We start from the raw sequence: 26,823 nt of genomic DNA, 5'->3' as shown, positions 1-26,823 counted from the left end.
AGCAACGCCGCAGAAAACAACCCAAAATAGGCGTAATATTGGTGATTATAACCATAAAATAAATTCATTCAGACTTATCATCGCTACAGTCGCGCTTTTGGCAGATTTTTTACGTCGAAGGTGCCTGGAACTCTTCAAAAGCACCGGCGGCAGGAGTACATTGTGCGGATTGCGGAGTTCCACGGTAGGAGCCCCCGCTTCCAGTAATAAGGCTCAACATTCTATGTCCCCCATTGAGAAATCCAGCAAACTGGACAACGTCTGTTATGACATTCGCGGTCCGGTGCTTAAAGAAGCAAAACGCCTTGAAGAAGAAGGCAACAAAGTCCTCAAACTGAACATCGGCAACCCCGCGCCTTTCGGCTTTGAAGCCCCGGATGAAATCCTGGTCGACGTGATCCGCAACCTGCCTACGGCGCAGGGCTATTGCGATTCCAAAGGGCTGTATTCCGCCCGTAAGGCGATCATGCAGCACTACCAGGCGCGCGGCATGCGTGAAGTGACCGTGGAAGATATTTATATCGGCAACGGCGTTTCTGAACTGATCGTCCAGTCGATGCAAGCGCTACTCAACAGCGGTGACGAGATGCTGGTGCCGGCGCCCGATTACCCGCTGTGGACCGCTGCGGTTTCGCTTTCCAGCGGCAATGCGGTGCACTATCTGTGCGATGAGCAGGCCGGCTGGTTCCCCGATCTGGACGATATCCGCAGCAAGATCACCCCGCGCACCCGCGGCATCGTAATCATCAACCCGAACAACCCGACCGGCGCGGTGTACAGCAAGGCGTTGCTGGAACAGATCGTCGATATTGCCCGCGAGCATAATCTGATCATCTTCGCCGACGAGATCTACGACAAGATCCTCTACGATGAAGCGGAACACCATTCGATCGCCGCGCTAGCGCCGGATTTACTCACCGTCACCTTTAACGGGCTGTCCAAGACCTACCGCGTCGCGGGCTTCCGTCAAGGCTGGATGGTGCTCAACGGGCCGAAAAAACACGCCAAAGGTTACATTGAAGGGCTGGAAATGCTGGCCTCGATGCGCCTGTGCGCCAACGTCCCGATGCAGCACGCTATCCAGACGGCGCTGGGCGGCTATCAGAGCATCAGCGAATTCATTCAGCCAGGCGGCCGCCTGTATGAACAGCGCAACCGTACCTGGGAATTGCTCAACGACATCCCCGGCGTCTCTTGCGTGAAACCCCAGGGGGCGCTGTATATGTTCCCGCGTATCGATGCCAAGCGCTTTAACATCCACGACGACCAAAAAATGGTGCTGGATCTGCTGCTGCAGGAGAAAGTGCTGTTGGTGCAGGGCAGCGCCTTCAACTGGCCTTACCCGGATCACGTACGCATTGTCACCCTGCCGCGCGTTGACGATCTGGAAATGGCCGTTGGCAAGCTGGGGCGTTTCCTGGAACACTACCGCCAGCTGTAACTCCGCACAGGGGCGCAGGCATGTATGAACCGGGCACATAGGTTACAGATCTGACCAGCCTCATAGGTAACGCATTTATTCTTTAATCAGCCCGGATTATACGATGGTTCTGTCTATCGTACCGGGCCAATACCAACTCCCCGAACCCTATTTCGTCCGTGTCATCGTCAACTTCTTTCATCCACACCCATTCATACCTGAGGGCCTCCGATAGGAAGATTCGTCGGCCGTTGAACCATAAATCACCTTTCACTTCCACACGCAGTAACTTCGCCCCCTTTGGTACCGGCATCTCCTTTTGTGCCCCAGTATAAATCCGGGGGGAAGGACACCAGACTGATTGGGGCGTTTTTCCTCCCAGAGCCTTATGTGGCCGAACTTCATTAAATTCTTTTCTCCATGTGTTTAGCCATGTCTGTTGTTCCTCCAGAGAGGCAAATTTATGACACTGTTTCATTCCCTCTTTCATTGTTCTGTGCATTCTTTCATGACGTCCATTCTCTGTCGGTTTCCCTGGGCGAATTCGCTCGGGAGTAACACCACATTTGATTAGCCAGATAGACATCTGGCTTAATCCCCACAGCCCGGCACCGGCAAAAGGTGGACCGTTATCGGTGCGTAGAACCTGGGGCAAACCACATTCGTGGAAGACTCGCTCGAGGCAGGGAATGACAAATTTCCCATCGGGTAAATACGTGGCATCACAGGCAAGTACCATTCTGCTGTAGTTATCCGTCAGTGTGAAAGGATGACACCAACGTCCGGTTGTATGGGTGAACTTGCCTTTGAAATCCGCGCTCCAGACATCATTTGGCTGGTTTATCTTATGGAGCACATAAGACCGTTTGGGTTTGTATTTCAATCGATTACGTTTTTTTGTCAGGCCATGGATCTTAAATATGCCCCCAATAGTACTGGCAGCGGGCACATCCGAAACATCCATATTCAAAAGTAATTGTCTTATCTTTTCCGGGCCCCATGTAGGGTGCTGCTGTTTCTTCTCAAGAAGCAATTCCACCGTTGGCAGCGGTATGGAAAGTTGATGATGGCGAGCTCGGGAATGGTCAGAAAGAGAGGAAATATCATCAGGAGAAAATCGGGACAGCCACTTATAGCCAGTTTTGCGACTAATGTTGAAACGGCGGCATAGCTCAGCGACAGAAGTATCGCCCTTCAGACAAGCGGTGACAAATTGCAAACGTTGCATGGTAACACTCTCAGGCCAAGGCACAGTAAACCTCCCTATCTCGTTAACTGTGCCAGTTATAACCTGTTACCCATGTGCCCGGTGTAAAGTGTTACCCATGTGCCCGGTTCATACAGGCACTGCGCCCCTTATCCCGGCCCGATCGCACCACAAGATTTGCATAACCCGCCCCTACTGCCCACAATGTAGCTCTCACTTGCCGTTATAAAGAGAGCACCATGAGCCAGAGCCATTTCTTTGCCCACCTGTCACGCCTGAAACTGATTAGCCGCTGGCCGCTGATGCGTAACGTACGTACCGAAAATGTCTCCGAGCACAGCCTGCAGGTGGCCTTCGTCGCCCATGCGTTGACGGTGATTAAAAATCGTAAGTTTAATGGCAACCTGAATGCGGAGCGCGTGGCGCTGCTGGCGATGTACCACGATGCCAGTGAAGTGCTCACCGGCGACATGCCCACGCCGATCAAGTACTACAACCCGCAGATTGCCCATGAATATAAGAAGATCGAAAAAATCGCCCAGCAAAAGCTGCTGGATATGATCCCGGCAGAATTTCAGGATGATTTCCGGCCGATCCTCGACACCAGCTATTACACTGAAGACGAACAATATCTGGTCAAGCAGGCGGATGCGCTGTGCGCCTATCTGAAGTGCCTGGAGGAACTGTCTGCCGGCAACAATGAATTCAAACTGGCCAAAGCGCGCCTAGAGAAAACCTTACAGCAGCGCAACAGCCCGGAAATGGATTACTTCATGGCGGTGTTCATCCCAAGCTTCAGCCTCTCGCTGGATGAAATCAGCCTGGATTCGCCGTTGTAACCCACCTTCTGCCCGGCACGCCGCCGGGCCAGCCGTTAAAAGCCGTACAGCCACGGCACCACCACCACGCTGACCAGCATCACTAAGAAGGTAAAAGGCACGCCCATTCGCACAAAATCACCGAACTTGTAGTTGCCCGGCCCCAGCACCAGCGTGTTAACCGGCGAGGAAACCGGCGTCATAAATGCCGCCGATGCCGCAATAGCGATAATCATGGCGAACGGATACGGGGAGACGCCCATTTCCCGCGCGGCAGCAATGGCGATCGGCGCCATCAACACCGCCGTGGCAGTGTTAGATATAAACAGGCCAATGGTGGCGCACAGCACGAACAGGCACACCAGCATCACCCGCGGCCCCATGCTGCCGGCCACGTCCATCAGCCCATGGACGATCAAATCCACCCCGCCGGTTTTTTGCAGCGCCTGGGCGAACGGCATCATCCCCACGATCAGGATCACGCTGGGCCAATGGATGGATTTATAGGCGCTCTCCATATCGATGCAACGGAACTGCCCCATCAACAGACAGGCGATCAGCGCCGCAATCGGGTTGGGGATTTCATCGGTCAGCATCATCGCCACCATCAGCGCCAGGCAAAACAACGCGTGCGGCGCCTGGGTGATGGCCGGCGCGACTTCGTCCACTTCCGCCGGCAGGTTGAGCACGATAAAGTCGTGGGTTTCGGCCTGCAGTTGGCGGATCGCTTTCCAGTCGCCAATCACCAGCAAAATATCGCCAAACTGCAGCGGCTCATCCACCAGTTTGCCCGCCAGCGCCTCGCCGTTGCGGCGAATGCCCACCACATTCAGATCGTAGCGGGTGCGGAATACCGTTTCGCGCAGGCTTTTGCCCAACAGGGCGGAATCTGGGATCAGCGATACCTCCGCCATGCCCACATTGCGCGCCTGCTCGGAAAAGTAATCCCCACGCAGCACCATCGGCTCCAACAATTGTTCGCTACAGAACTGGCGCAGATCGACGTCGCTGTCCGACATATCGATCAGCAACACATCGCGCTCGCGCAGTTCGGTGCTGCCGGAAGCGCTGATCATCACACGCCGAAAGCGCTTCCAGCGTTCGATCCCTACCACGTTCGCCCCATAGCGGGCGCGCAGGTGCAGTTCATCCAGCGAATGGCCGACCAACGGCGAACCGCTGCGGATCGCCAAACGGCGCGCGCGGCCGCTCAGCTTGTAATCACGGATCAAATCGCGAAAGGTGCGCCGCTGCCAGGTTTCGCGCGTGCTTTCCCCATCATCATTGCCCAGCCAGCGGCGCGCTATCAGCATATAGCCGATGCCCAACAGCAGCACCAGCACGCCCACCGGCGTAAAATCGAAAAAACCAAAGCCGTGGGCGCCTTCACGCACCAGCTCACTGTTCACCACCATATTCGGCGGCGTTGCCACCAGCGTCATCATGCCGCTGATCAGGCCGGCAAAGCTCAACGGCATCATCAACCTGCCGGGCGCAGTTTTCATCCGTGCCGCCACGCTCAACACCACGGGGATGAAGATCGCCACCACGCCGGTCGAGCTCATAAACGCCCCCAGGCCCGCCACCGTCGCCATCAACAACGCCAGCATTTTGGTTTCGCTGCTGCCGGCCACTTTGACCAGCCAGTCCCCCACCTGGTAAGCCACGCCAGTGCGCACCAGCCCCTCGCCAATCACGAACAGGGCCGCGATCAAAATCACGTTGGGATCGCTAAAGCCCGCCATGGCCTCCGGCAAGGTCAATGTGCCGCTCAGCACAAAAGCGACGATCACCAATAACGCCACCACGTCCATGCGTAGTTTATTCGTGGTGAACAGTACAATGGCCACCAGCAATAAACTCAATACCCACAGTAATTCACCGTTCACAGCGTTCCCATATGATCGTGATCCAAAGGCCTAAAAAATAGCATAAAAAAACCCCGCAAATGCGGGGTACAATCAATTTGTCTACAGATTGTCGAGCGCTTAGCGCACCACGTCGATACGGGCGCCCTGCGCCAGCTTGCCAACCTGTAACTGCACCAGCGAAGACAACGCCAGCGCGACCTGATCCAACTTTGGCGCATCCGCCGGCGCATTCACTGCAATCACCTGGCAACCGGCAGCCAGCCCGGAAAGGATACCGGCCGCAGCGTCTTCCACCACCACACACGCCTGCGGCGCCAGGCCCAGCCGTTCAGCACCCAGCAGATAGGGATCCGGCTCCGGTTTGCCGCGCTGTACCTGCTCTGCGGTGATAAACACCGCCGGACGCGGCAGCCCACTGGCGGCCAGCCGCGAAGTGGCTACCGGCACCGAGCCGGAGGTGACGATCGCCCAAGGGATGTCAAGCGTATTCAAACGCGCCAGCAGCGCTGCCGCCCCTGGCAACGCGTGGACGCCATCGGTATCCTGCGCTTCCACCTGCTCAAGCACCGCGTGTTCACGCTGAATTTCCGCTTCGCTGGCACCCGGCATAAAATGGCGCAGCGAAGTGATCGCCTGTTTGCCATGAATAAAATCCAACACCTGTTGCACATCAAGGCCGCGGCCTTTGGCCCAGTTGCTCCAGGCGCGCTCTACAACAGGTAATGAATCCACCAACGTTCCATCAAGATCAAATAGAAAACCCTTACACTCCACAGAAAACCTCTTTGTATACTCAGGCATTGATGATTTGCGCGATCTCCACAGCGCTCAGGTGATACTGGCGTGGGCAAGAGAGCCAAATGGCCAGCATGCGCTGGTATTTTTCCCACATCTTGGTTTGGGCATTAAAGCCGTGGCTGCCGGAATCAAAGTGAGTATAACGCCCTTCTGTGTTGACCAGAAAACGCACGTAGCTCAGATAACGTGCCTCCGTGGCCGCATCAAAACCGAGGAATTCCAAACGACGCGGTTCAACACCCTGTTTATCCTTGAGGTTTTCCCATGAAACCTGAAGTGCATGGTGCATTTCCATAATATTGATAATCGTACGGCACACCTCTTCGCTCATTTCACCAAAATCCCGATCCAGCTCACGTAACTGTAAGCCAAAACCGCGTTCAATAATGGTTTGCAAGCGGCGATAGCGTTCCGCATTGTCTGGATCAAGCATCGACATCATTTTGTACTGATTAGACAGAATCAGGCGCTGGGCATTCGTCATTTCCATCATACTTTCCTCGGTGCTGAATAATGGCGCAAGCATCGCACAGCGCAAGAAAAGGGGAAATGACAACCCGCTCATTTTTTGATTTAACGTGGGGTTCTTGGGCAAGATCAAAAAACAGGCTGTTTGCAGAAACAGCCTGTTTTGATCTCAGAGGTCATCGAGGAAGGTTTTATCCAACTGTTTAAACGCACGCTTGAGCAAATCCGCCAGCGATTGATAGGTCGGCGGCCCTTCGATCGGCGCCACGGCCTGCCCGGCTTCGGCCAGCTTATTGCGCACCTCATGGAACCATTGCAGCAGCGTTGGCGGCAGCGGCGTGATGGCGCGGCGCCCCAACCACCACAGCCCCTGCATCGGCAGGCTACAGGCGAACAACGCGGTGGCGATTGCCGGGCCCAGTTGCCCGCCAAGGGCGATCTGCCAGGTCAGGGTAAAGATCGCCAGCGGCGGCATGAAGCGCACGGCAAACTGCGTCGCCCGCGAAACGCGGTTTTCCGGAAAAACAGGCGCCAGACGCTTATCCGCCGGCCAGGTTTTCATGTAGTGCTCCCCGCGCTGGAATACCTGAAACCAGCTTACAGTACCGGACGGTTTACTTGTCATGGCTACCTCAATTTCACGGTTGAAAATGTCTGCTCAGTCTGCGTCACTACTAAAAAATTTGAAGCTTTAAATTTATTTTGTGTTTGCCGCAGGCTATCGGTATGCTAAGCCGGCCTTTTGGCCGGTTAAAAGATGGCTTTTTTATTGCCAACGTTTAGCCCAATAAAAACGTAGATTATTTAAACCGCAGAGAAATCTCCGGTTTTTCCATCATCATGTACTTTGCTTCACCCACATGATGTTAATCATAAATGTCAACGGCACTCTGCGCTACGCTTGTTGTCTGATTGACGGTTTATTCACCATTGTTTTGGGTCTCCCTTTAACAACACAAACTATTAAGTAGGTACTTCCATGTCGAGTAAGCTAGTACTGGTTCTTAACTGCGGCAGTTCTTCCCTGAAGTTCGCCATTATTGATGCAACCAACGGTGAAGAACACCTCTCTGGCTTGGCCGAGTGTTTCCACCTGCCAGAAGCCCGCATCAAGTGGAAAATGGACGGTAGCAAGCAGGAAGCGGCATTGGGTGCCGGTGCGGCACACAGCGAAGCGCTCAACTTCATTGTTAACACGATCCTGGCCCAAAAACCTGAGCTGTCCGCCAATCTGACGGCTATCGGTCACCGTATCGTACACGGCGGTGAAAAATTCACGGCCTCTGCGGTGATCAATGACGAAGTGCTTCAGGGTATCAAAGATTCCGTACCTTTTGCACCACTGCACAACCCTGCTCACCTGATCGGCATTGCCGAAGCGCTGAAATCTTTCCCTAATCTGGCCGATAAGAACGTTGCCGTGTTCGACACCGCGTTCCATCAAACCATGCCGGAAGAATCTTACCTGTATGCCCTGCCGTACAGCCTATACCGCGACCACGGCGTGCGCCGTTACGGCGCTCACGGCACCAGCCACTTCTATGTGACTCAGGAAGCCGCGAAAATGCTGAACAAGCCGGTTGAAGAGGTTAACCTGATCACCTGCCACCTCGGCAACGGCGGCTCGGTTACGGCGGTGCGCAACGGTAAGTGTGTTGATACCTCCATGGGGCTGACCCCGCTGGAAGGCCTGGTGATGGGTACCCGCAGCGGCGACATCGATCCGGCGATCATCTTCCACTTGCACGACACGCTGGGCATGAGCATCGACCAGATCAACAAGCTGCTGACCAAAGAATCCGGCCTGCTGGGCCTGACCGAAGTCACCAGCGACTGCCGTTACGTTGAAGACAACTACACCAACAAAGAAGACGCCAAGCGTGCGATGGATGTCTTCTGCCACCGTCTGGCCAAATACATCGGTGCCTATGGCGCGCTGATGGAAGGCCGCCTGGACGCGGTTATCTTCACCGGCGGCATCGGTGAAAACGCCGGTATGGTGCGCGAACTGACGCTGAACAAACTGGGCCTGATGGGCTTTGAAGTGGACCACGAACGCAATATGGCGGCCCGCTTCGGCAACGCTGGCGCGATCACCAAAGATGGCAGCCGCCTGGCGCTGGTCATCCCGACCAATGAAGAATTGGTCATCGCGCAAGACGCCAACCGTCTGACCGCTTAATCCCCCAGCACCGCCAGCCGCCTCCAACCGCTGGCGGTGCTGTTTCAGGACTTGCATTGGCCGGTGGGCGTTTTTTCCCCGCGTAGCCATGCCGAATAAACCCGTGAAGAGGACTATTCTGTGTCACGTATAATCATGTTGATACCTACCGGCACCAGCGTCGGCCTGACCAGCGTCAGCCTGGGCGTCATTCGCTCCATGGAGCAAAAAGGCGTTCGTCTGAGCGTATTCAAACCTATCGCGCAGCCACGCAGCGGTGCCGATACGCTTGATCAAACCACCACCATTATCCGTAGCAACTCCAGCATCCCAGCGGCCGAACCGCTGCGCATGAGCTACGTTGAAAGCCTGCTAAGCAGCAACCAGCAGGACGAGTTGATGGAAGAGATCGTGGCGCGCTACCACGAGAACACCAAAGATGCCGAAGTGGTGCTGATCGAAGGCCTGGTGCCGACCCGCAAACACCAGTTCGCCAACGCGCTGAACTATGAAATCGCCAAAACCCTGAATGCCGAAATCGTCTTCGTGCTGGCATTGGGCAATGACTCCCCGGCACAGCTGACCGAGCGCATCGAACTGGCGCGCAGCAGCTTTGGCGGCAGCAAAAACAAAAACATCACCGGCGTTATCATCAACAAACTGAACGCACCGGTTGACGAACAGGGCCGCACCCGCCCCGATCTGTCTGAAATCTTCGATGATTCCAGCAAAGCCAACGTGGCCAACGTTGATCCCGCACAGCTGTTCGCTAACAGCCCGCTGCCGGTGCTGGGTTGCATCCCGTGGAGCTTCGATCTGATCGCCACCCGCGCAATTGATATGGCACGCCACCTGAATGCGCGCGTGATCAACGAAGGCGATATCATGACCCGCCGCGTGAAGTCCGTGACGTTCTGCGCGCGCAGCATCCCGCACATGCTGGAACACTTCCGCCCCGGCTCCCTGCTGGTAACCTCTGCAGACCGCCCGGACGTGCTGGTTTCCGCCTGCCTGGCGGCGATGAACGGCGTTGAAATCGGCGCACTGCTGCTGACGGGCGGCTACGAAATCGACGGCGCCATCAAAAAACTGTGCGAACGCGCCTTTGAAACCGGCCTGCCGGTGCTGATGGTCGACACCAACACCTGGCAAACCTCGCTGAGCCTGCAAAGCTTCAATCTGGAAGTGCCGCCGGATGACCATCAGCGCGTTGAGAAAGTCCAGAACTACGTGGCCAGCCACATCAGCAGCGCGTGGATCGACACGCTGACCGCCACCTCTGAGCGTTCACGCCGCCTGTCACCACCGGCATTCCGTTACGAGCTGACCGAACTGGCGCGCCAGGCTGGCAAACGCATCGTCCTGCCGGAAGGCGACGAACCGCGCACCGTGAAAGCGGCCGCCATCTGCGCCGAACGCGGCATCGCCCACTGCGTGCTGCTGGGCAACCCGGATGAAATCCAGCGCGTAGCCGCCGCGCAAGGCGTTGAACTGGGCAAAGGGATTGAGATTGTCGATCCGGTACAGGTGCGTGAAAACTACGTGCCGCGCCTGGTTGAACTGCGCAAAAGCAAGGGCATGACCGAAGTGGTTGCCCGCGAGCAACTGGAAGACAACGTGGTGCTCGGCACGCTGATGCTGGAAAAAAGCGAAGTGGACGGCCTGGTATCCGGTGCGGTTCACACCACCGCCAACACCATCCGCCCACCGCTGCAGTTGATCAAAACCGCACCGGGCAGCTCGCTGGTGTCTTCCGTGTTCTTCATGCTGCTGCCGGATCAGGTTCTGGTCTACGGCGACTGCGCGATCAACCCGGATCCGACCGCTGAACAGCTGTCTGAAATTGCAATCCAGTCTGCAGATTCCGCCGCGGCGTTCGGTATCGAACCACGTGTAGCGATGATCTCTTACTCTACCGGCAACTCCGGCGCCGGCAGCGACGTTGATAAAGTGCGCGAAGCTACTCGCCTGGCGCAGGAAAAACGCCCGGATCTGATCATCGACGGCCCGCTGCAGTATGACGCCGCGATCATGGCTGACGTTGCCAAATCCAAAGCGCCGAACTCACCGGTTGCAGGCCAGGCTACCGTGTTCATCTTCCCAGACCTGAACACCGGTAATACCACCTACAAAGCGGTACAGCGCTCAGCGAACCTGGTATCTATCGGGCCGATGCTGCAGGGTATGCGCAAGCCGGTTAACGACCTGTCCCGTGGCGCACTGGTTGACGATATCGTCTACACCGTAGCGCTGACGGCGATTCAGGCCGCACAGGCAGAAAATCTGGCAGCCAAAGCGTAAGGCTGCTAGCTCGCCCTCTCCCCGCAGGGAGAGGGCGTTTTATACCAATGCCGGGCTTAGCCTGGCAGCAGTTGGTTAGCCGCCGCAACGATATGCTCTGCGGTCAAACCATACTCCTGTTGCAGGAAGTCCTGCGTTCCCACCTGGCCATAGCGCTCTTTCACCCCCACCCGCCGCATCGGCACCGGGCAGGTTTCCACCAGCACTTCCGCCACCGCTGATCCCAGGCCGTTATGAATACTGTGATTTTCACAGGTCACGATACGCCCGGTTTTCGCCGCATAGGTCTGGATAATGTCCCGATCGATTGGTTTCAAGGTGAACATATCGATCACCGCCGCACTGATGCCGTTTTGCGCCAGCATCTGCGCCGCCCGCAACGCTTCCGCCACCATGATGCCGTTGGCGATCAGTGTAATATCGCCGCCGTCACGCAGCAGGTTCCCCTTGCCGAGGGTAAAACGGGCCCCGTCCTGGTAGATACGCGTTGCCTGCTTGCGAATGGTGCGCACCCAGTAAAACCCCTCCAGCGCCATGAGCTGCTGCAAGATGTCCTTGAACATGGTGGCGTCCGTCACCTCCAGCACCACGGAATTCGCCAACCCACGCACGATGCCCATGTCTTCGAAAGACATATGGGTGCCGCCGTTATGGCAGGCGGTCACGCCGGCGTCCGAGGCAATCACCTTGACGTTATTGCGCTGATAGTCCAGAGACATAAACAGCTGATCAAAACAGCGGCGGCTGGCGAACGCCGTAAAGGTATGAACGAATGGCACGCGCCCGGTCAACGACAGGCCGGCGGCGACGCCAATCACGTTCGCTTCCATAATGCCGCAGTTAATCACGTGCTGCGGGTAATCCCGATGCACGCCGTCCATCGCTATGGAGCTCATCAGATCGGCCTCCAGCGCAACGATCGGATGGCCGGCCTCTATTTGCCGACGCACTTCGCCGGCGTATACCTTGCGCATCTCTATGCTGTCTTTTTCCAGCGGCGTAACGACATTACCCATGAGCGGCCTCCAGTTCAGCGATGGTTTTTTCGATCTCCCGCTTAATCTCCGGCGTCAGGCGCAGGTGATGCGAGTTCTTCATCTGCTCCAGGCAGGGCACGCCCTGCCCCTTGATGCTGTCGAGGATCACTACCAGCGGGCGCTGTTCGCCGCCGCGCACCGGCGCCGCTGCGGCGTGAATGGCGATAATATCGTCGCCTTTCACGGTGGAAACCTCAAAGCCAAAGGCGCGGAATTTGGCGGCCAGATCGAAAGGTTTAATCACTTCGTCCAAATCGCCATCCAACTGCTGTTTGTTGTAATCAATAAACAGCGTCAGATTATTGAGGTTATGGTGAGCAATGAACTGGAACGCCTCCCAACACTGCCCCTCGTTCAGCTCGCCATCGCCAAGGATGCTGAACACCCGGTTGTCGCGCCTGGCCAGGCGATGCGACAGCGCCATCCCAGCGGCAATCGACACCCCCTGCCCCAGCGAGCCGGTGGTCGCATCCACGCCGGGCGTGTGCAGGCGATCCGGGTGGCTGGGCAGCCGGGTACCGTTCTGGTTGAGGGTTTCCAGCATCTCCCGAGGGAAATAGCCCTTGATCGCCAGCGTGCTGTAGAGCGCCGGGCCGGCATGCCCCTTCGACAGCACAAAATCATCACGCTCGAGCCAGCCCGGCTGAGCCGGATTGATACGCATCACCCCGCCATATAACACTGCCAGGGTTTCCACCACCGACATACACCCGCCATAGTGGCCAAACCCCAGCCCGGTCAGCGCCTTCAACGTTTCCAGGCGGATCAACCGCGCCAGTTCGCGCATTGCTTCGATATTTGCCGTTACAGAACTCATCATACCGCCCTCACTCTTTTTCAACGCCGTTGGCAGCCGCACCACCCCCGCGTTTGCCCAGGAAGTTGTGCGCGACCAACAGCGCAAAGATGGCTACGATCGCCACCATGATCATTTCTTTGGACATGAAGCGCGCCATATTCCCCAGCACAATGCCCACCACGCCAAAATCAGCATCGGAGAAAGTGGTATTGGCAAAGCCGAGCGCACCCAGTACCGGCAACAGCAGCACCGGCAGGAAGGTAATCAGCAAGCCGTTGGCAAACGCGCCCAACATGGCGCCGCGGCGCCCGCCGGTGGCATTGCCGAACACCCCGGCCGTAGCGCCGGTAAAGAAGTGCGGCACCACGCCAGGCAAAATCAGCACCATTTTCATTTGCCCAAGCAGGAACAGCCCGACCAACCCGCCGAGGAAGCTAAACAGGAAGCCGATCAGCACCGCATTCGGCGCATAGGGGTAAACCACCGGGCAATCCAGCGCCGGGCGCGCATTCGGCACCAGCTTTTCTGAAAAACCGGTAAAGGCCGGGACGATTTCGGCCAGGATCAACCGCACCCCCTGCAGGATGATGAACACCCCGGCAGCGAAGGTAATGGCCTGGATTATCGAATACACCAGATAGTTCTGCCCGGCGCTGAGCTGGCTTTCCACATAGGCCTGGCCGGCGCAGATCGCCATAATCAGGTAGATAACGATCATCGTTATCGAAATGGAAATCGAACTGTCGCGCAGGAAGCTCAGGTTTTTAGGCAGGTTCATCTCTTCCGTCGAGCGTGAATTTTTGCCGACCCGCGCCCCGATCCAGCCCGATAGCACATAGCCCAGGGTGCCGAAATGGCCGAAGGCAATGTCGTCATTGCCGGTGATGCGGCGCATATAGCGCTGCGCAAGCGCAGGAAAGAACGCCATCACCAGCCCCAGCGACAATGCGCCGGTGAACACCAGCGCAAAACCCTCAAACCCGGCGACGGTCAGGATAATGCCAATCATGCAGGCCATATAAAAAGTATGGTGGCCGGTAAGAAATATATATTTCAGCCGGGTAAAGCGCGCTACCACAATATTCGCCACCATCCCGAAGGCCATAATTAACGCCGTGGAGGCGCCATACTTTTCAAGGGCAATAGAGACGATGGCTTCATTATTGGGGATAATACCCTGGATATTGAAGGCATGTTCGAACATACCGCCGAGCGGGTTTAGTGAACTGACCAATACGGTAGCGCCGCCGCCCAACACAATGAAGCCAAGAATGGTTTTTACCGTCCCCTTCACGATATCAGAAAATGATTTACGTTGCGCCAGCAAACCGATAAGGGCAATAATCCCCACCAGCACGGAAGGCACCTTTAATATATCAACCACGAATTTAAGCGTTTCCTGGATAAACATATCCACCTCGCCATTGGGTCTGATTAAAGAATGGAGTGTGCTTCAAAATACGCACGCAGCTTGGTTTCCAGCTCATTGATATCAATAATATTGGCGATCACCACCAGTTGATCTTGCACAACGCTGGCGCTGCCGGCGATATCCTTCGCCATCACAAAAATATCGGCCGCACCGGGCGTGGCCGAGGATAAATCGGAATGTTCCACCTCTGCCTCTACGCCCAGTTTCTTCAACACTTTCTTTATGTTCATTTCAACCATAAAGCTGCTGCCGAGGCCGGAGCCACAAATAGCCATTATTTTCATGATATTCACCCGCCTGATTTTTATGTAAGGGTTCCCCGCCGGAATAGCTTCCGGTTAAATAAAGGAGACCATCATGGGAAAATACAAGTATTAATAGTGAGAAATAATATCCTCAATTTGCTGTTTATCTTTGGCGTTGAATAATTCATCCATCGCCACGTTGTTTGAAAATAGTTCAGCAAGCTGTGCAATAATATCGATATGGCTATTGCTGTCCGGCGCGGCCAGCATCACCACTACATAGACTGGATCGTTATCCGCAGAGTGAAACTTTACCCCCTGGTGTATTTTTAATAACGATAACCCCAGCGCTTTCGCCCCTGCTTCCGGCCGCGCATGCGGCATGGCGATACCAGGCGCTAACACAAAATAGGGCCCCAGCAGCCGATATTGCTGGAGAATCGCCGTGACGTAATCCGGCGTAATCGCCCCGCACCGCAGCAGCGGCTGTGCGCTCAGCGCCACCGCCTGTTGCCAGCCATCAACGCGGTCACACAGTTGGATCGTGTCATTATTTAACCAGTCGTTCAGCACGTTCCCTCCTTGCTATTCAATAAGGAATCGAACATCTGCATCAGTTGAGCAACCAGGCGCCAGCGGTGGCGCAGATTTTCACAGCCGGCGCCGTTGGTTGCCACAACCTGATAAAACTTTAATCAACGCACCGATCGCCAGCCGTGATTAGCATCACAAAGATAGCGCTACCAAAATTTTATGATAGGATTTTGTGATAGCGCTATCAAATAAACGGCATATCCTGTTGTGTCTAGCCCGCCTTGCGCCGGCCGTGCCGCAATGGCGCCAGCGCGCTTCGCAGCTCAGTACTATGCGGCGCACAGTTTTTTATCACACTCCACAGGGCCGCGGGTTAGAATAGGTTGAAAATGCGGCGGGTTCCGCAATACGCCTGCCCGGCAGCGCCGCAGGGGAAATCGTCCACCGTTTATGCGCACGATGCGCGGTTTAGTCAGGATTACACATGTCGATCGGTAAAAAACGGCGCAGTACCGGAAAGGTCACATTGGCCGACGTCGCCCAACTGGCCGGCGTTGGCACCATGACCGTTTCCCGGGCGCTGCGCACCCCGGAACAAGTCTCCGATAAACTACGAGAAAAAATCGAGGCGGCCATCAACAAGTTGGGCTATTTGCCTAACCTGGCGGCCAGTTCACTGGCATCCGCATCTTCCTATACCGTTGCCATGGTGGTGCCCAGCCTGTCTGAATTCGGCTGCGCCAGCATGTTCGCCGGCTTGCAGCACGTATTGCAGCCAGCGGGCTATCAGATCATGTTGGCGGAATCACAGCACCACCTTGAGCGGGAAGAAAAACTGCTGGAAACGCTGCTGTCGTATAATCTGGCCGCCGCGGTGTTGTTGAGCGTCGAGCATTCGCAAAATACCCGCAACGCGCTGAAAGTCGCCAATATCCCGGTGGTTGAAATTGGTGCGATACGCGAAGATCCGATTGATATGAATATCGGCATTGATTACGTGGCGGCCATGTATCACCTCACGCAAACGGTGATCGCCAGCGGTTACCAAAACGTTGGGCTGCTGTGCGCCAATCAGGAACAGTGGATTTTCCAGCAGCACCTGCAGGGCTGGCACAAAGCGCTGCTGCACAATCACATGTCGCCGCACCGGGTGATCAATGCCGCGCTACCGGCCAGCTTCAGCATCGGTGCGCAACAGTTGCCCGAGTTCCTGCTCGCCTGGCCAGAGCTGGACGCGTTGGTCTGCGCCGCCGATGAGTTGGCCTGCGGCGCGCTGTACGAGTGCCAGCGGCGGCACATAAAAGTGCCGGATCAGTTAGCGATCGTCGGCTTCGGCAACAGCGACGCCAGCCAGGTTTGCCAGCCGCCGCTGACGACCATGACCGTGCCGCACAAAGAGATTGGTATTCAGGCCGGCAAAGCCTTGCTGGCGCGTTTGAATGATGAAGCCTGGCAACCGGAAGGATCGCTGCCTTCCACGCTTTGCCGGCGTAGCAGCTGTTAAAATGCACAACACCGGCCAATGGCCGGTGTTGTGCATTACACTAGCAAACGATCAGGGCTGTTCGTCACCCTCTTCTGGCGCGGCCTCCCGCGCCAGCGGCTTACCGTAAGCCTGGCCATTGTTGCGCGTCAGCCACAGCGACAACGCTTTCAGCGAGTCTGGCGTAAACTCATCGCAACGCGCGGTAATTTCCTCCGGCTTCAGCCAGCACACTTCGGCAACTTCTTCTTCCTGCAGTGCAAACGGCCCGTGCGAAACGCAGCTAAACAGCGCACCCCACACCCGGCACTGCGCTTCCTCAAAGTAGAACAGGCCATGTTCGGCGAACGGTACACCGGCAATACCCAACTCTTCTTCCGCTTCACGGCGGGCCGACTCGAGCACGTTTTCGCCGCTTTGCACCACACCGCCGGCGGTTGCATCCAGCCAACCCGGATAGAAGTCTTTGGTTTCGGTGCGGCGCTGCACCAGTATTTTCCCCATCCCGTCATGCACCACGATATAGGTCGCACGATGACGCAGCCGCTCTGCACGCATTTGCTGGCGACTGGCTTGAGCAATCACTTCATTTTGCTCGTTGACAATATCAACCCACTCAATATCTGCAGCCTGACCCTGTTCCGCCATCCTCTAAAACCTTCTGTGTTGGCACGATGAATTCCGCGCACTGGTTGATCAATGAGTGTTATTCATAGATTCTTATTATGCAAATACCCGCCATACTGCAAGCTGTGTGCACATTGGCGTTGTTAGCCGGCAAAGGCCGCACCAACGCCGTTTCGCGCTGCAACTCGAATTATCGAGGGTATAAATTAATGGGATAATGACACCTCTGCAACCGTCTTGCCCTCGTGCAGAGACACTACCCGCAAAGTGTCTTCATCCAGCAGCCCGTAGCTGGCGGGAAAGCCGCCTTTCGGTATGCTGACCGAGCCGGGATTAAAACAAAAGATATCGCCCTGCCGTTCTGCCTGCGGCAAGTGCGTATGGCCATAAGCCAATACGTCGCCGGCCGATAGCGGCGGCAACGCAGAGGGATGATAAAGGTGACCATGGGTCAAAAACAATCGTCTTTTTTGCAACAGCACTTGCTGCCAAGGGGCGGTGATCGGGAACGCGAGCAGCATCTGATCGACTTCGCTATCGCAATTCCCGCGAACGGCGATAATCTTGTCGCTATAGCCATTCAATTGTTCGGCAACCTGCGCCGGTTGATAGTTGTCCGGCAGCGCATTACGCGGCCCATGATTAAGAAAATCGCCAAGCAGGATCAGCCAGTCGGCGTCATGTTCTTCAAAACGTTCCAGCACACGTTCCGTGGCGGACAGTGAGCCGTGCAGATCGGAAGCAAATAACAGTTTCATACCCATTCCTGATGTCGCGAAGTGATTAGTGATGTTAGCGCCGCCTGGCGACGCGACCCCGGCGTAACGGCACCGGCCGCCGCCGCTTGGTTTACGTTAGCGAAGCCCGGCGGATTTTCCTAAATCTGGATCAAGCAACTCGCGATCGCCTACGCTGAACTGATATCCTAAGCCGCGTGATTGAGAACCATTTCACTGCGCCGTACGCAGGCTCGCTATTGCCAGGCGGTTTGCTCCTTCAGGTTCACAGACGGCATGCGGCGGCTGATTACCCTTTTGGCGCCAACCGGCCCATGTTTCATCTTATGACGATGTTTTACAAGGAGTATCACTACATGATTGACCTGTATTACGCACCGACGCCCAACGGCCATAAGATAACCCTGTTCCTGGAAGAGGTTGGCTTACCCTACCGTATTCACCATGTGAATATCAGCGCCGGCGATCAGTTCAAACCCGAGTTTCTCGCCATCTCGCCCAACAATAAAATCCCGGCGATCGTCGATCTAAGCCCGGTCGACGGCGGCGCGCCGATCGGCCTGTTCGAATCCGGCGAGATCCTGCTTTATCTGGCCGAAAAAACCGGCAAACTGTTGAGCAAAAGCCTGCGCGAACGTGCGGCCACACTGCAGTGGCTGTTTTGGCAGGTGGCCGGCTTTGGCCCCATGCTCGGGCAAAATCACCACTTCACCCACTATGCGCCGCAGCCGGTTCCCTATGCCATCGAGCGCTACCAGTTGGAAACCAAACGCCTGTACGGCGTGCTGGAAGCGGAGCTGCAAAAGCACCCATACCTGGGGGGCGATAATTACAGCATCGCGGATATCGCCACCTACCCCTGGGCCGCGGCGCATGCCCGCCAACGTATCGATCTGGCGGACTACCCGGCAGTGCGCAACTGGTATGAGCGCATCGGCAACCGCCCGGCCACTCAACGCGCCTATCAGAAGGCTGACCAGGCCTGACGAGGCGATGAGCTGCCGGCGGCAGCTCATCGCCGGCACCTTGCATTATATTTTCCCTACTTTCCGTGTATTCTGGGCGAAAACAATCAGCTCACGGAGAATTACTGATGTCATTTAACCAACCCGACGCCATTATTCGTATAAAAAATCTACGGTTACGCACATTTGTCGGTATTAAGGAAGAAGAGATCAATAACCGCCAGGATGTCCTGATCAATGTGGCAATCCACTACCCCGCCGATAAAGCCCGCAACAGCGAAGACATTGCCGACGCCCTCAATTACCGCACCATTACCAAAGCCATCATCCGGCATGTGGAAGATAACCGTTTCGCGCTGCTGGAAAAATTAACCCAGGATGTGCTCGATATTGTGAAACAGCACCCGTGGGTGACCTATGCTGAAGTAGAAATAGACAAATTGCTGGCGCTGCGCTACGCCGATTCGGTTTCCATGACCATGAGCTACCGCCGGGGCTAAAAACCCGTTCTTGAGCGGCGAACCTGGCAGCGCAGCGTTACCCTGCCCTTCGCGGGGCACAGCCAAAGGGAGATCTCCATGCGTATCCTGATTACCGGCGCAACAGGGCTGATAGGCCGCACACTGACGCAGCGCCTGCTCACTCAGGGGCACAGCATCACCGTACTGACGCGCAGCGTACAGCGTGCGCGCAAGCTGTTTGGCGAGCAAGCCAGCTACTGGCCCTCGCTGGCGGAACAGCGCGATCTTGACGGTATTGACGCCGTCATCAACCTGGCCGGCGAACCGATCGCCAACAAACGCTGGAGCAACACTCAGAAGGAACGGCTATGCCAAAGCCGCTGGGCGCTGACCGAGCGGTTGGCCGCCTTGTGCCACGCCAGCCGCCGGCCCCCGCAGGCGCTGATTTCCGGCTCCGCCGTCGGCTATTACGGCGATCAGGGCCAGGCGGTCGTCACCGAGGACACCCCGGCGCATGACGAATTCACCCACCAGCTATGCCAACGTTGGGAAGCCTTGGCCCTAAGGGCACAAAGCCGCGAAACGCGGGTCTGCCTGCTGCGCACCGGCGTGGTGCTGGCCGCCAACGGCGGCGCGCTGGCGAAAATGCTGCCCCCGTTTCGTTTGGGCCTCGGCGGGCCGATAGGCGATGGTAGCCAGTACCTGCCGTGGATCCATCTTGACGACATGGTTGACGGCATCCTCTTCCTACTGGCTGACGCTAACCAGCAGGGGCCGTTCAATATGGTGGCGCCCAATCCGGTGCATAACGAACAGTTTACCGCCCAGCTTGCCAGGGTGCTCAACCGCCCGGCGTTTCTGCGCGTGCCGGCCTTCGCCATGAAGATGATGATGGGGGAAGCGGCAGTTCTGGTGCTCGGCGGGCAGCACGCCATCCCGAAACGGTTGGAACAGGCGGGGTTCAGCTTCCGCTACAGCGAACTGGCGCCGGCGCTGGAGAATGTGATAAACGGCAAGTAGAGCGCCGCGCCACACGCACAGTGCGGGCGCGGCTCACGGCGGCTTATTTCAACGCGCCGGAAAGGAACTGCTGCAGGCGAGGGCTTTTCGGGTTGCCAAACAGCTCATCAGGCGGCCCCTGTTCTTCGATAACCCCCTGGTGCAGGAAGATCACATGGCTGGAAACGTGGCGAGCAAACTCCATTTCGTGCGTCACCACCACCATGGTTTTCCCCTCTTCGGCCAGTTTCTGCATGATGCGCAACACTTCACCCACCAGCTCTGGATCCAGCGCTGAAGTCGGTTCATCAAACAGCAGCACCTCTGGCTCCATCGCCAACGCGCGGGCGATCGATACGCGTTGCTGTTGGCCGCCGGAAAGATGCACGGGGTATTTGCCGCGCGCACGCTCGTCGATCCCCACCTTGTCCAGATAGCGTATGGCGCGCTCACGCGACTCCGCCTTGCTTAGCCCCAGCACCTGGATCGGCGCTTCCATCACGTTCTCCAGCACCGTCATATGGCTCCACAGGTTAAAATGCTGGAAGACCATCGTCAGGCGGGTACGCAACAGTTGCAGCTGTTTTTTATCAAACACCTTAAGCTGCCCGTCTTTGTCCCGCACCATGCGGATATCTTCATTGTTCAGGCTGATGGAGCCTTCACTGGGCTTTTCCAGGAAGTTGATGCAACGCAGGAAGGTACTCTTGCCGGAACCGGAGGAACCGATAATGCTGATCACGTCCCCCGCGTTCGCCGCCAGTGAAACCCCTTTCAATACTTCATGTTCGCCATAGTGCTTATGCAACTCCGTGACGGCCAATTTTTTATCAGACATAGCGTTGTTCCCGTCATTCATCAATGTTGTTTAATGTGTACCATCCAGCGTTTTTCCGCCTTGCGGAACAGGCTGACAAGCGCATAAGAAATCACCAAATACAGCACCGCCGCAATGCCGAAGGCGTAGAACGGTTGGTAAGTGGCCGAGTTGATGTCACGCGCGATCTTCAACAGATCCGGCACGGTGGCGGTAAAGGCCAGTGCAGTGGAGTGCAGCATCAAAATCACTTCATTGCTGTAAGCCGGCAATGCGGTGCGCAGCGCCGAAGGCAGAATGATACAGCGGTACATTTTGAAGCGTGAAAAGCCATAGGCTTCGGCCGCTTCAATTTCGCCATAAGGCACGGCACGGATCGCGCCGGCAAAGATTTCGGTGGTATAGGCGCAGGTGTTAAGCGTCAGCGCCAGGATGGTGCAGTTAAGCCCGCTGCGGAAAAACGCATTGAGAAACTCGCTGCCGCGCACAATCTCCAGGCTGTACATGCCGGAATAGAACACCAGCAGTTGCACATACAGCGGCGTGCCGCGGAACACATAGGTGTAAAACCACACTGGCAGGCGTATCCACGCAATGGAGGAAACCCGCCCCACCGCCATCGGTATCGCCAGCAAGCCGCCGAACACCACGGAAAGAATCAGCAGCCACAAGGTAACGGCCACGCCGGTAAAACGGTAGCCATCACTCCATAGCAGCGACTGCCAGTATTGCTGCAGGATCTCGATCATAGCTCCGCCCTCTTCACTCCCAGCGAATAACGCCGTTCAAGCCACAGCAACACACCGTTGGATACCGTGGTAAAAAACAGATAAACCGCACCGGCCACCAGCGCGTAAAACATCGGCTGATAGGTGCCCTTGCCCGCCAACTGCGTGGCTTTCACCACATCGTTCAGGCCGAGAATCGACACCAGCGCCGTCGCTTTCAGGATCACCTGCCAGTTATTGCCGATCCCGGGCAGCGCGTAGCGCATCATCGCCGGGAACATGATACGGCGGAAGATTTGGCTGCCGGTGAAGCCATAAGCGGTCGCCGCTTCAATCTGCCCGCGCGGTACCGCCAGGTAGGCGCCGCGGAAGGTTTCGGTGAAATAGGCGCCGTAAATAAAGGCCAGGGTAATAATACCGGCACCAAGAGGATCGATATCAATTTGTGCAACACCGAAAAACTCGGTGATATTGTTCAAAACAATCTGCAGGCCATAGAAAATCAACAGCATCAACACCAGATCCGGCACGCCGCGGATCAGCGTGGTGTAAGCGCCGAACAGCGAGGAAATTATGCGGTTTTGGGACAGTTTGCCGGCCGCGCCGATCAGACCGATCGCCACCGCCAGCAACACGGAACTGATCGCCAGTTCCAGCGTCACCAAAGCGCCTTCATAGATAATTTGGGAATAGCCTTGCAGCATTACTGGGTCCTGTCGTCATTATTCGTGAACTTCCAGAGAGGCACGCCTTCCCTGGCTGCAAGACAGGCTTGCAGTTCGCAGGGGCCGGTATACGGCCCCGTAGTTACCCTTCGGTAGGGCGTGTGGATTAACCGCCGTAGACGTCAAAATCGAAGTATTTTTTCGCAATCGTGTCGTAAGTACCGTCTTTGCGCATTTCAGCGAAGGCTTTGTCCAGCGCGGTTTTCAGTTCGGTATCACCTTTACGCAGCCCCATGCCGGTGCCGACGCCAAAGAATTTATCGTCTTTCACCGCTGCGCCGGCGAAGGCATAGTTCTTGCCTGGGGGTTGTTTCAGGAAGCCGTCGCTGCCCGCCACTTCATCCTGGAATGCCGCATCGATACGCCCGGAAGCCAGATCGGCGTAGACAAGATCCTGGTTCTGGTAAGGCACAACCGTCACCCCTTTCGGCTGCCACAGGGCATTGGCGTAGGCTTCTTGTGTGGTGCCCTGCAGCACCCCGACGCTCTTGCCTTTGAGTGATTCAATCGTCGGCAGAATGCTTGAGCCTTTCGGTGCGATCAGCCGTGCGTTGGCCGCATACAGTTTGTCGGTAAAGTCGATTTCTTGCTGGCGCTTTTCAGTGATGGAAAGCGACGAAATAATGGCGTCGATTTTCTTGGCTTTCAGGGAAGGGATCAATGCATCAAAATCGCTCTCCACAAAAGTGCATTGGGTCTTTATACGTTTACACAGCTCTTTTGCCAGATCGATATCAAAGCCGACCAACTCCCCCTGCGCGTTTTTCGATTCGAATGGCGCATAGGTAGGATCGGTACCGATCTTTAATGGCGATGGAATCGCAGCGAATGCGCTGTGCAATGCACAGGCCATAAGCAGAGGAAGAATCAAAACCCGCTTTTTCATACATTACCCTCAATTGTTTTTGATGCCGCCTGGGCATGCTGTCATTATCCGCCAACGTGGCCCAGCAAAGCTGGCGCGTATCACACGTGACGGTTAACCACAGAATAAAAACCTACCCTATCCATCGGTATTAACTGCAGCAATCATGCCACATTTGCCATTGCCAGCCACAAGATGCATGTCAAGCGCCCCGGGATGCGAATATGGCTACCATCAGCACATAATTCGAACGTTCAGACCCAGGCCGGCGCCCAGCCCATGACGAATAATTAAACACGGAAACAGCAGGGTTAAAATGGGTGATCCATTAAAGTGCATACAAAGCACCACATTGGTGCAGTGTTGCATAAATGTATCAATATGGGGATTAACGGCTAATGGCTGCCCTGCCAGCGGGCAAACAAGTCTTGCGGCAAGGTAATATCGAACTGATCGATCACCCGGTTGACGGTCTGATCGATAATCGCTTCTACGCTGGTGGGTTGATGATAAAACGCCGGCATCGGCGGCATGATGATCGCCCCCATTTCCGCCGCCTGCGTCATCAGGCGCAGATGCCCCAGATGTAGAGGGGTTTCACGCACGCACAGCACCAAACGGCGGCTTTCTTTCAATACCACATCGGCGGCGCGGGTCAGCAGACCGTCGCTATAGCTGTTGACAATGCCGGATAACGTTTTAATCGAGCAGGGTAAAATCACCATGCCGAGCGTTTTGAACGAACCGGAAGAGATACTGGCGCCGATATCGCGCGTATCGTGCACCACATCGGCCAACGCCTGCACGTCACGCAGGCTAAGCGGCGTTTCCAACGCCAGCGTCTGGCGCGCGGCGTTGCTCATCACCAGGTGGGTTTCCACATCGTCAACCGAACGCAATACCTGCAGCATACGCACGCCGTAGATAGCGCCGCTGGCGCCAGAAATACCGATGATGAGTCGTTTCATTCGCAGGCCTCTGCCTTGGGGATAAATCAGGGCGACTTTGCCGCAATACGGGCGAATAAGCAAGCCGTAACGCCGCGATGCACCACCAGCAAACTGGCCTGCACCATTTTAGCCAGCAGAAAATAGCGCCGTGCCGGTGATGAAAAACACAGGGCGAGGCCCCCCAAAAGGGAACCTCGCCCATGATCACCGCCTGTAAACCGGCAGGAAAGTTAACCTTCGTTATGCATTTCCAGGTTTTCGGCTTCCGCCTGGCCGCGCAGCGCCTTGGCGTCGTCGTTACGCAACGACTCCAGGTACTCCAGATAGCCCTGATCGACATCCTTCGTCACGTAAATGCCGTTGAATACCGAGCATTCAAACTGGGTGATATCCGGGTTCTCTTCGTTCACCGCGGCGATCAAATCTTCCAGGTTCTGGAAGATCAGCCCGTCGGCGCCGATAAGCTGACGGATCTCATCCACTTCGCGCCCATGAGCAATCAGTTCATTGGCGCTTGGCATGTCGATGCCATACACGTTAGGGAAACGAATTTCCGGTGCGGCAGAAGCCAGATAAACCCGTTTGGCGCCGGCGTCGCGCGCCATTTCAACGATTTGCTCTGACGTGGTGCCGCGCACGATGGAATCATCCACCAGCAGCACATTCTTGTCGCGGAACTCGGCGCGGTTGGCATTCAGCTTGCGGCGTACGGATTTACGGCGCGCCTGCTGCCCCGGCATGATGAAGGTACGGCCGACGTAGCGGTTTTTTACAAACCCTTGGCGATACGGCTTGTTCAGGATACGGGCGATCTCCAGCGCAATATCGCAAGAGGTTTCCGGGATCGGGATCACCACGTCAATATCCACATCTTCCCATTCGCTGGCGATCTTCTCGCCCAACTTCTGCCCCATGCGCACGCGGGCGCTGTACACCGAAATCTTGTCCATGAAAGAGTCCGGGCGGGCAAAATAAACGTATTCGAACAGGCAAGGGTTGGTTTTCGGATTCTCCGCACACTGACGGGTGAACAACTGCCCTTTTTCCGTGATGTAGACCGCTTCGCCCGGCGCCACATCGCGCAGGAACTCAAAGCCCAGGGTATCCAGCGCCACGCTTTCGGAAGCAACCATATACTCGTTACGGCCGTCTTCCAGCGTGCGTTTGCCAATCACCAGCGGCCGAATGCCGTGCGGATCGCGAAACGCCAGCAGGCCATGGCCGATGATCATCGCCACGCAGGCATAAGCGCCGCGCAGTTGCTGATGCATAGCCGCCACGGCGGTAAAGATATCGTCGGCGCCCAACGGATAATGCGGGAAACGGTCCAGCTCGGTGGCCAGTACGTTCAGTAGAATCTCGGAGTCGGAGGTGGTGTTGACATGGCGGCGCCCGTTTTCAAACAGCGCCTGGCGTAATTCGTGAGCGTTGGTCAGATTACCGTTATGCGCCAGCGTAATGCCGAACGGCGAGTTGACGTAGAAGGGCTGAGCCTCGGAGGCGCTGGAGCTGCCGGCCGTGGGGTAACGCACATGGCCGATCCCCATATTCCCCTGCAGACGCTGCATATGACGTGCTTCAAACACGTCTTTCACCAGACCGTTTGCCTTACGCAGACGGAACCCGTTATGCGCATCGATAGTGACGATGCCTGCGGCATCCTGACCACGATGCTGAAGCACCGTCAATGCATCATAAATCGACTGGTTAACCGGCATAAAACCGGCGATACCGACAATACCGCACATGTTGTCTTTTCCTCTAAGCCGCTACCGCCCCGGTAAGTGGGCCGGTAAGAAACTCGACGTGCTCTGCAGATAGTCAAAAAACCACCTGATGATATAACTGAACTGCGGGATTAACTGCGACTGTTTCCAGTCTTCACTGTGTGAAAAGTCGGTAAAGGTATCCAGAAAGAACAGGATGGCCGCGACGATAAGCACCCCACGCAGCGCCCCGAAACAGATGCCCAGCACCCGATCGGTTCCTGACAGCCCGGTTTTTTCGACCAACGAGCTAATCACATAGTTAACAATTGCCCCGACGATCAGGGTCGCGATAAACAGGATAGTAATCGCGATACCATTTCGCACCAGTTCGTCTTGAAAACGCGTGAAATAGACGGCAAGAGATGGGTAGAAATGGCTGGCAACAAAAAACGCACATCCCCAAGTCACAAGTGACAAAGCCTCGCGGACAAAACCGCGGATCAGGCTGACCAGAGCAGAAAAGCCAATCAGCGCAATAATGACGTAATCAATCCAGACCATGAACTATTCCAATAGTGAATCGCCCCTGCGTCCAATCGCGGCGAATTCTAACAGAAAAAGAAAACGTTTGCGTAGGGGATTTTCCCTAGCGCCGCAAATAAAAAT

The 26,823-nt window shown here is 56.1% G+C and carries 27 protein-coding genes; 8 read left to right on the top strand and 19 right to left on the bottom strand.

The window, feature by feature from the left end:
* Window positions 1-223 precede the first annotated feature (223 nt).
* The gene (locus ACN28Q_RS20175) at window positions 224-1,441 is read left to right on the top strand and encodes a pyridoxal phosphate-dependent aminotransferase (protein WP_095847974.1); all 1,218 of its coding nucleotides are present in this window, start codon (window positions 224-226) and stop codon (window positions 1,439-1,441) included.
* 82 nt (window positions 1,442-1,523) lie between these two features.
* Here the strand turns inward: ACN28Q_RS20175 and ACN28Q_RS20170 are convergent, their stop codons facing one another.
* Window positions 1,524-2,672: an integrase core domain-containing protein gene (locus ACN28Q_RS20170; protein ID WP_095845103.1), complete on the bottom strand. Its 1,149-nt coding sequence runs from the start codon at window positions 2,670-2,672 to the stop codon at window positions 1,524-1,526.
* A 194-nt stretch (window positions 2,673-2,866) separates the two neighbouring features.
* On the opposite strand from ACN28Q_RS20170, the gene yfbR reads away from it, so the two are divergent.
* Window positions 2,867-3,466: a 5'-deoxynucleotidase gene (yfbR, locus tag ACN28Q_RS20165; protein ID WP_095847973.1), complete on the top strand. Its 600-nt coding sequence runs from the start codon at window positions 2,867-2,869 to the stop codon at window positions 3,464-3,466.
* A 35-nt stretch (window positions 3,467-3,501) separates the two neighbouring features.
* Here yfbR and ACN28Q_RS20160 read toward each other — a convergent pair whose 3' ends face one another.
* From ACN28Q_RS20160 to yfbV, 4 genes are all read right to left on the bottom strand, one after another.
* Complete coding sequence (locus tag ACN28Q_RS20160) at window positions 3,502-5,334, bottom strand: SLC13 family permease (RefSeq protein WP_095847972.1); 1,833 nt, start codon at window positions 5,332-5,334, stop codon at window positions 3,502-3,504.
* Window positions 5,335-5,433: 99 nt separating this feature from the next.
* Entirely contained in the window at window positions 5,434-6,090 is a 657-nt protein-coding gene (locus tag ACN28Q_RS20155; protein WP_095847971.1) for a sugar phosphatase, read from the bottom strand.
* 19 nt (window positions 6,091-6,109) lie between these two features.
* On the bottom strand, window positions 6,110-6,604 hold the full coding sequence (locus ACN28Q_RS20150; RefSeq protein ID WP_095849120.1) for a YfbU family protein: 495 nt from the start codon (window positions 6,602-6,604) through the stop codon (window positions 6,110-6,112).
* Between the two features lie 147 nt (window positions 6,605-6,751).
* On the bottom strand, window positions 6,752-7,207 hold the full coding sequence (yfbV, locus tag ACN28Q_RS20145) for a terminus macrodomain insulation protein YfbV (RefSeq protein ID WP_095847970.1): 456 nt from the start codon (window positions 7,205-7,207) through the stop codon (window positions 6,752-6,754).
* A gap of 354 nt (window positions 7,208-7,561) precedes the next feature.
* Here yfbV and ackA point away from each other — a divergent pair, with 354 nt between their 5' ends.
* Complete coding sequence (gene ackA / locus ACN28Q_RS20140; protein ID WP_095847969.1) at window positions 7,562-8,764, top strand: acetate kinase; 1,203 nt, start codon at window positions 7,562-7,564, stop codon at window positions 8,762-8,764.
* A 120-nt stretch (window positions 8,765-8,884) separates the two neighbouring features.
* Window positions 8,885-11,044, top strand: a complete 2,160-nt coding sequence (gene pta / locus ACN28Q_RS20135) for a phosphate acetyltransferase (protein WP_095847968.1) — start codon at window positions 8,885-8,887, stop codon at window positions 11,042-11,044.
* 56 nt (window positions 11,045-11,100) lie between these two features.
* Here the strand turns inward: pta and ACN28Q_RS20130 are convergent, their stop codons facing one another.
* The 5 genes from ACN28Q_RS20130 to ACN28Q_RS20110 form a co-directional block, all read right to left on the bottom strand.
* Window positions 11,101-12,060 carry a transketolase family protein gene (locus ACN28Q_RS20130; RefSeq protein ID WP_095847967.1) on the bottom strand — a complete coding sequence of 320 codons (960 nt, stop codon included), beginning with the start codon at window positions 12,058-12,060 and terminating at the stop codon, window positions 11,101-11,103.
* On the bottom strand, window positions 12,053-12,901 hold the full coding sequence (locus ACN28Q_RS20125) for a transketolase (protein ID WP_230469429.1): 849 nt from the start codon (window positions 12,899-12,901) through the stop codon (window positions 12,053-12,055). The genes ACN28Q_RS20130 and ACN28Q_RS20125 overlap by 8 nt, the downstream gene beginning before the upstream one ends.
* A gap of 7 nt (window positions 12,902-12,908) precedes the next feature.
* Window positions 12,909-14,291, bottom strand: coding sequence for a PTS ascorbate transporter subunit IIC (locus ACN28Q_RS20120; RefSeq protein WP_095847966.1), 1,383 nt, complete (start codon window positions 14,289-14,291; stop codon window positions 12,909-12,911).
* Between the two features lie 23 nt (window positions 14,292-14,314).
* Entirely contained in the window at window positions 14,315-14,596 is a 282-nt protein-coding gene (locus ACN28Q_RS20115; protein WP_095847965.1) for a PTS sugar transporter subunit IIB, read from the bottom strand.
* Between the two features lie 90 nt (window positions 14,597-14,686).
* Window positions 14,687-15,130: a PTS sugar transporter subunit IIA gene (locus ACN28Q_RS20110; protein WP_095847964.1), complete on the bottom strand. Its 444-nt coding sequence runs from the start codon at window positions 15,128-15,130 to the stop codon at window positions 14,687-14,689.
* A gap of 445 nt (window positions 15,131-15,575) precedes the next feature.
* Between ACN28Q_RS20110 and ACN28Q_RS20105 the strand changes: the two genes are divergently transcribed.
* Window positions 15,576-16,595, top strand: a complete 1,020-nt coding sequence (locus ACN28Q_RS20105) for a LacI family DNA-binding transcriptional regulator (RefSeq protein ID WP_095847963.1) — start codon at window positions 15,576-15,578, stop codon at window positions 16,593-16,595.
* Between the two features lie 51 nt (window positions 16,596-16,646).
* On the opposite strand, the gene yfcD is transcribed toward ACN28Q_RS20105, so the two are convergent.
* Together yfcD and yfcE are read right to left on the bottom strand one after the other, a co-directional pair.
* Window positions 16,647-17,222, bottom strand: a complete 576-nt coding sequence (gene yfcD, locus ACN28Q_RS20100; protein WP_095847962.1) for an NUDIX hydrolase YfcD — start codon at window positions 17,220-17,222, stop codon at window positions 16,647-16,649.
* A gap of 185 nt (window positions 17,223-17,407) precedes the next feature.
* Window positions 17,408-17,959 (bottom strand): phosphodiesterase, encoded by a 552-nt coding sequence (gene yfcE, locus ACN28Q_RS20095; RefSeq protein ID WP_095847961.1) that lies wholly within the window; start codon window positions 17,957-17,959, stop codon window positions 17,408-17,410.
* A gap of 335 nt (window positions 17,960-18,294) precedes the next feature.
* Here yfcE and yfcG point away from each other — a divergent pair, with 335 nt between their 5' ends.
* The 3 genes from yfcG to ACN28Q_RS20080 all read left to right on the top strand — a co-directional run bounded on the left by yfcG (window position 18,295) and on the right by ACN28Q_RS20080 (window position 20,384).
* Entirely contained in the window at window positions 18,295-18,924 is a 630-nt protein-coding gene (yfcG, locus tag ACN28Q_RS20090; RefSeq protein ID WP_095847960.1) for a GSH-dependent disulfide bond oxidoreductase, read from the top strand.
* 107 nt (window positions 18,925-19,031) lie between these two features.
* Window positions 19,032-19,403: a dihydroneopterin triphosphate 2'-epimerase gene (folX, locus tag ACN28Q_RS20085; protein WP_095847959.1), complete on the top strand. Its 372-nt coding sequence runs from the start codon at window positions 19,032-19,034 to the stop codon at window positions 19,401-19,403.
* Window positions 19,404-19,481: 78 nt separating this feature from the next.
* Window positions 19,482-20,384, top strand: a complete 903-nt coding sequence (locus tag ACN28Q_RS20080; protein WP_095847958.1) for a TIGR01777 family oxidoreductase — start codon at window positions 19,482-19,484, stop codon at window positions 20,382-20,384.
* A 43-nt stretch (window positions 20,385-20,427) separates the two neighbouring features.
* Here ACN28Q_RS20080 and hisP read toward each other — a convergent pair whose 3' ends face one another.
* The 7 genes from hisP to cvpA all read right to left on the bottom strand — a co-directional run bounded on the left by hisP (window position 20,428) and on the right by cvpA (window position 26,718).
* A complete protein-coding gene (hisP, locus tag ACN28Q_RS20075; protein WP_095849118.1) occupies window positions 20,428-21,201 on the bottom strand; it encodes a histidine ABC transporter ATP-binding protein HisP in 774 nt (257 codons plus the stop codon).
* A 20-nt stretch (window positions 21,202-21,221) separates the two neighbouring features.
* Complete coding sequence (locus ACN28Q_RS20070; protein ID WP_095847957.1) at window positions 21,222-21,929, bottom strand: ABC transporter permease; 708 nt, start codon at window positions 21,927-21,929, stop codon at window positions 21,222-21,224.
* Window positions 21,926-22,612, bottom strand: a complete 687-nt coding sequence (locus ACN28Q_RS20065; protein WP_095847956.1) for a histidine ABC transporter permease HisQ — start codon at window positions 22,610-22,612, stop codon at window positions 21,926-21,928. The genes ACN28Q_RS20070 and ACN28Q_RS20065 overlap by 4 nt, the downstream gene beginning before the upstream one ends.
* Window positions 22,613-22,739: 127 nt before the next feature.
* On the bottom strand, window positions 22,740-23,519 hold the full coding sequence (locus tag ACN28Q_RS20060; RefSeq protein WP_095847955.1) for a lysine/arginine/ornithine ABC transporter substrate-binding protein: 780 nt from the start codon (window positions 23,517-23,519) through the stop codon (window positions 22,740-22,742).
* Window positions 23,520-23,893: 374 nt separating this feature from the next.
* On the bottom strand, window positions 23,894-24,466 hold the full coding sequence (locus ACN28Q_RS20055; protein WP_095847954.1) for a UbiX family flavin prenyltransferase: 573 nt from the start codon (window positions 24,464-24,466) through the stop codon (window positions 23,894-23,896).
* 212 nt (window positions 24,467-24,678) lie between these two features.
* Window positions 24,679-26,196, bottom strand: a complete 1,518-nt coding sequence (gene purF / locus ACN28Q_RS20050; protein ID WP_095847953.1) for an amidophosphoribosyltransferase — start codon at window positions 26,194-26,196, stop codon at window positions 24,679-24,681.
* A 21-nt stretch (window positions 26,197-26,217) separates the two neighbouring features.
* Complete coding sequence (gene cvpA, locus ACN28Q_RS20045) at window positions 26,218-26,718, bottom strand: colicin V production protein (protein WP_095847952.1); 501 nt, start codon at window positions 26,716-26,718, stop codon at window positions 26,218-26,220.
* Window positions 26,719-26,823: the final 105 nt, after the last annotated feature.

This window comes from Gibbsiella quercinecans (assembly GCF_002291425.1).
Taxonomy (GTDB): domain Bacteria; phylum Pseudomonadota; class Gammaproteobacteria; order Enterobacterales; family Enterobacteriaceae; genus Gibbsiella; species Gibbsiella quercinecans.
Note: the sequence above shows the minus strand (reverse complement) of the source record. Positions and strands in the feature narration are given on the sequence as shown.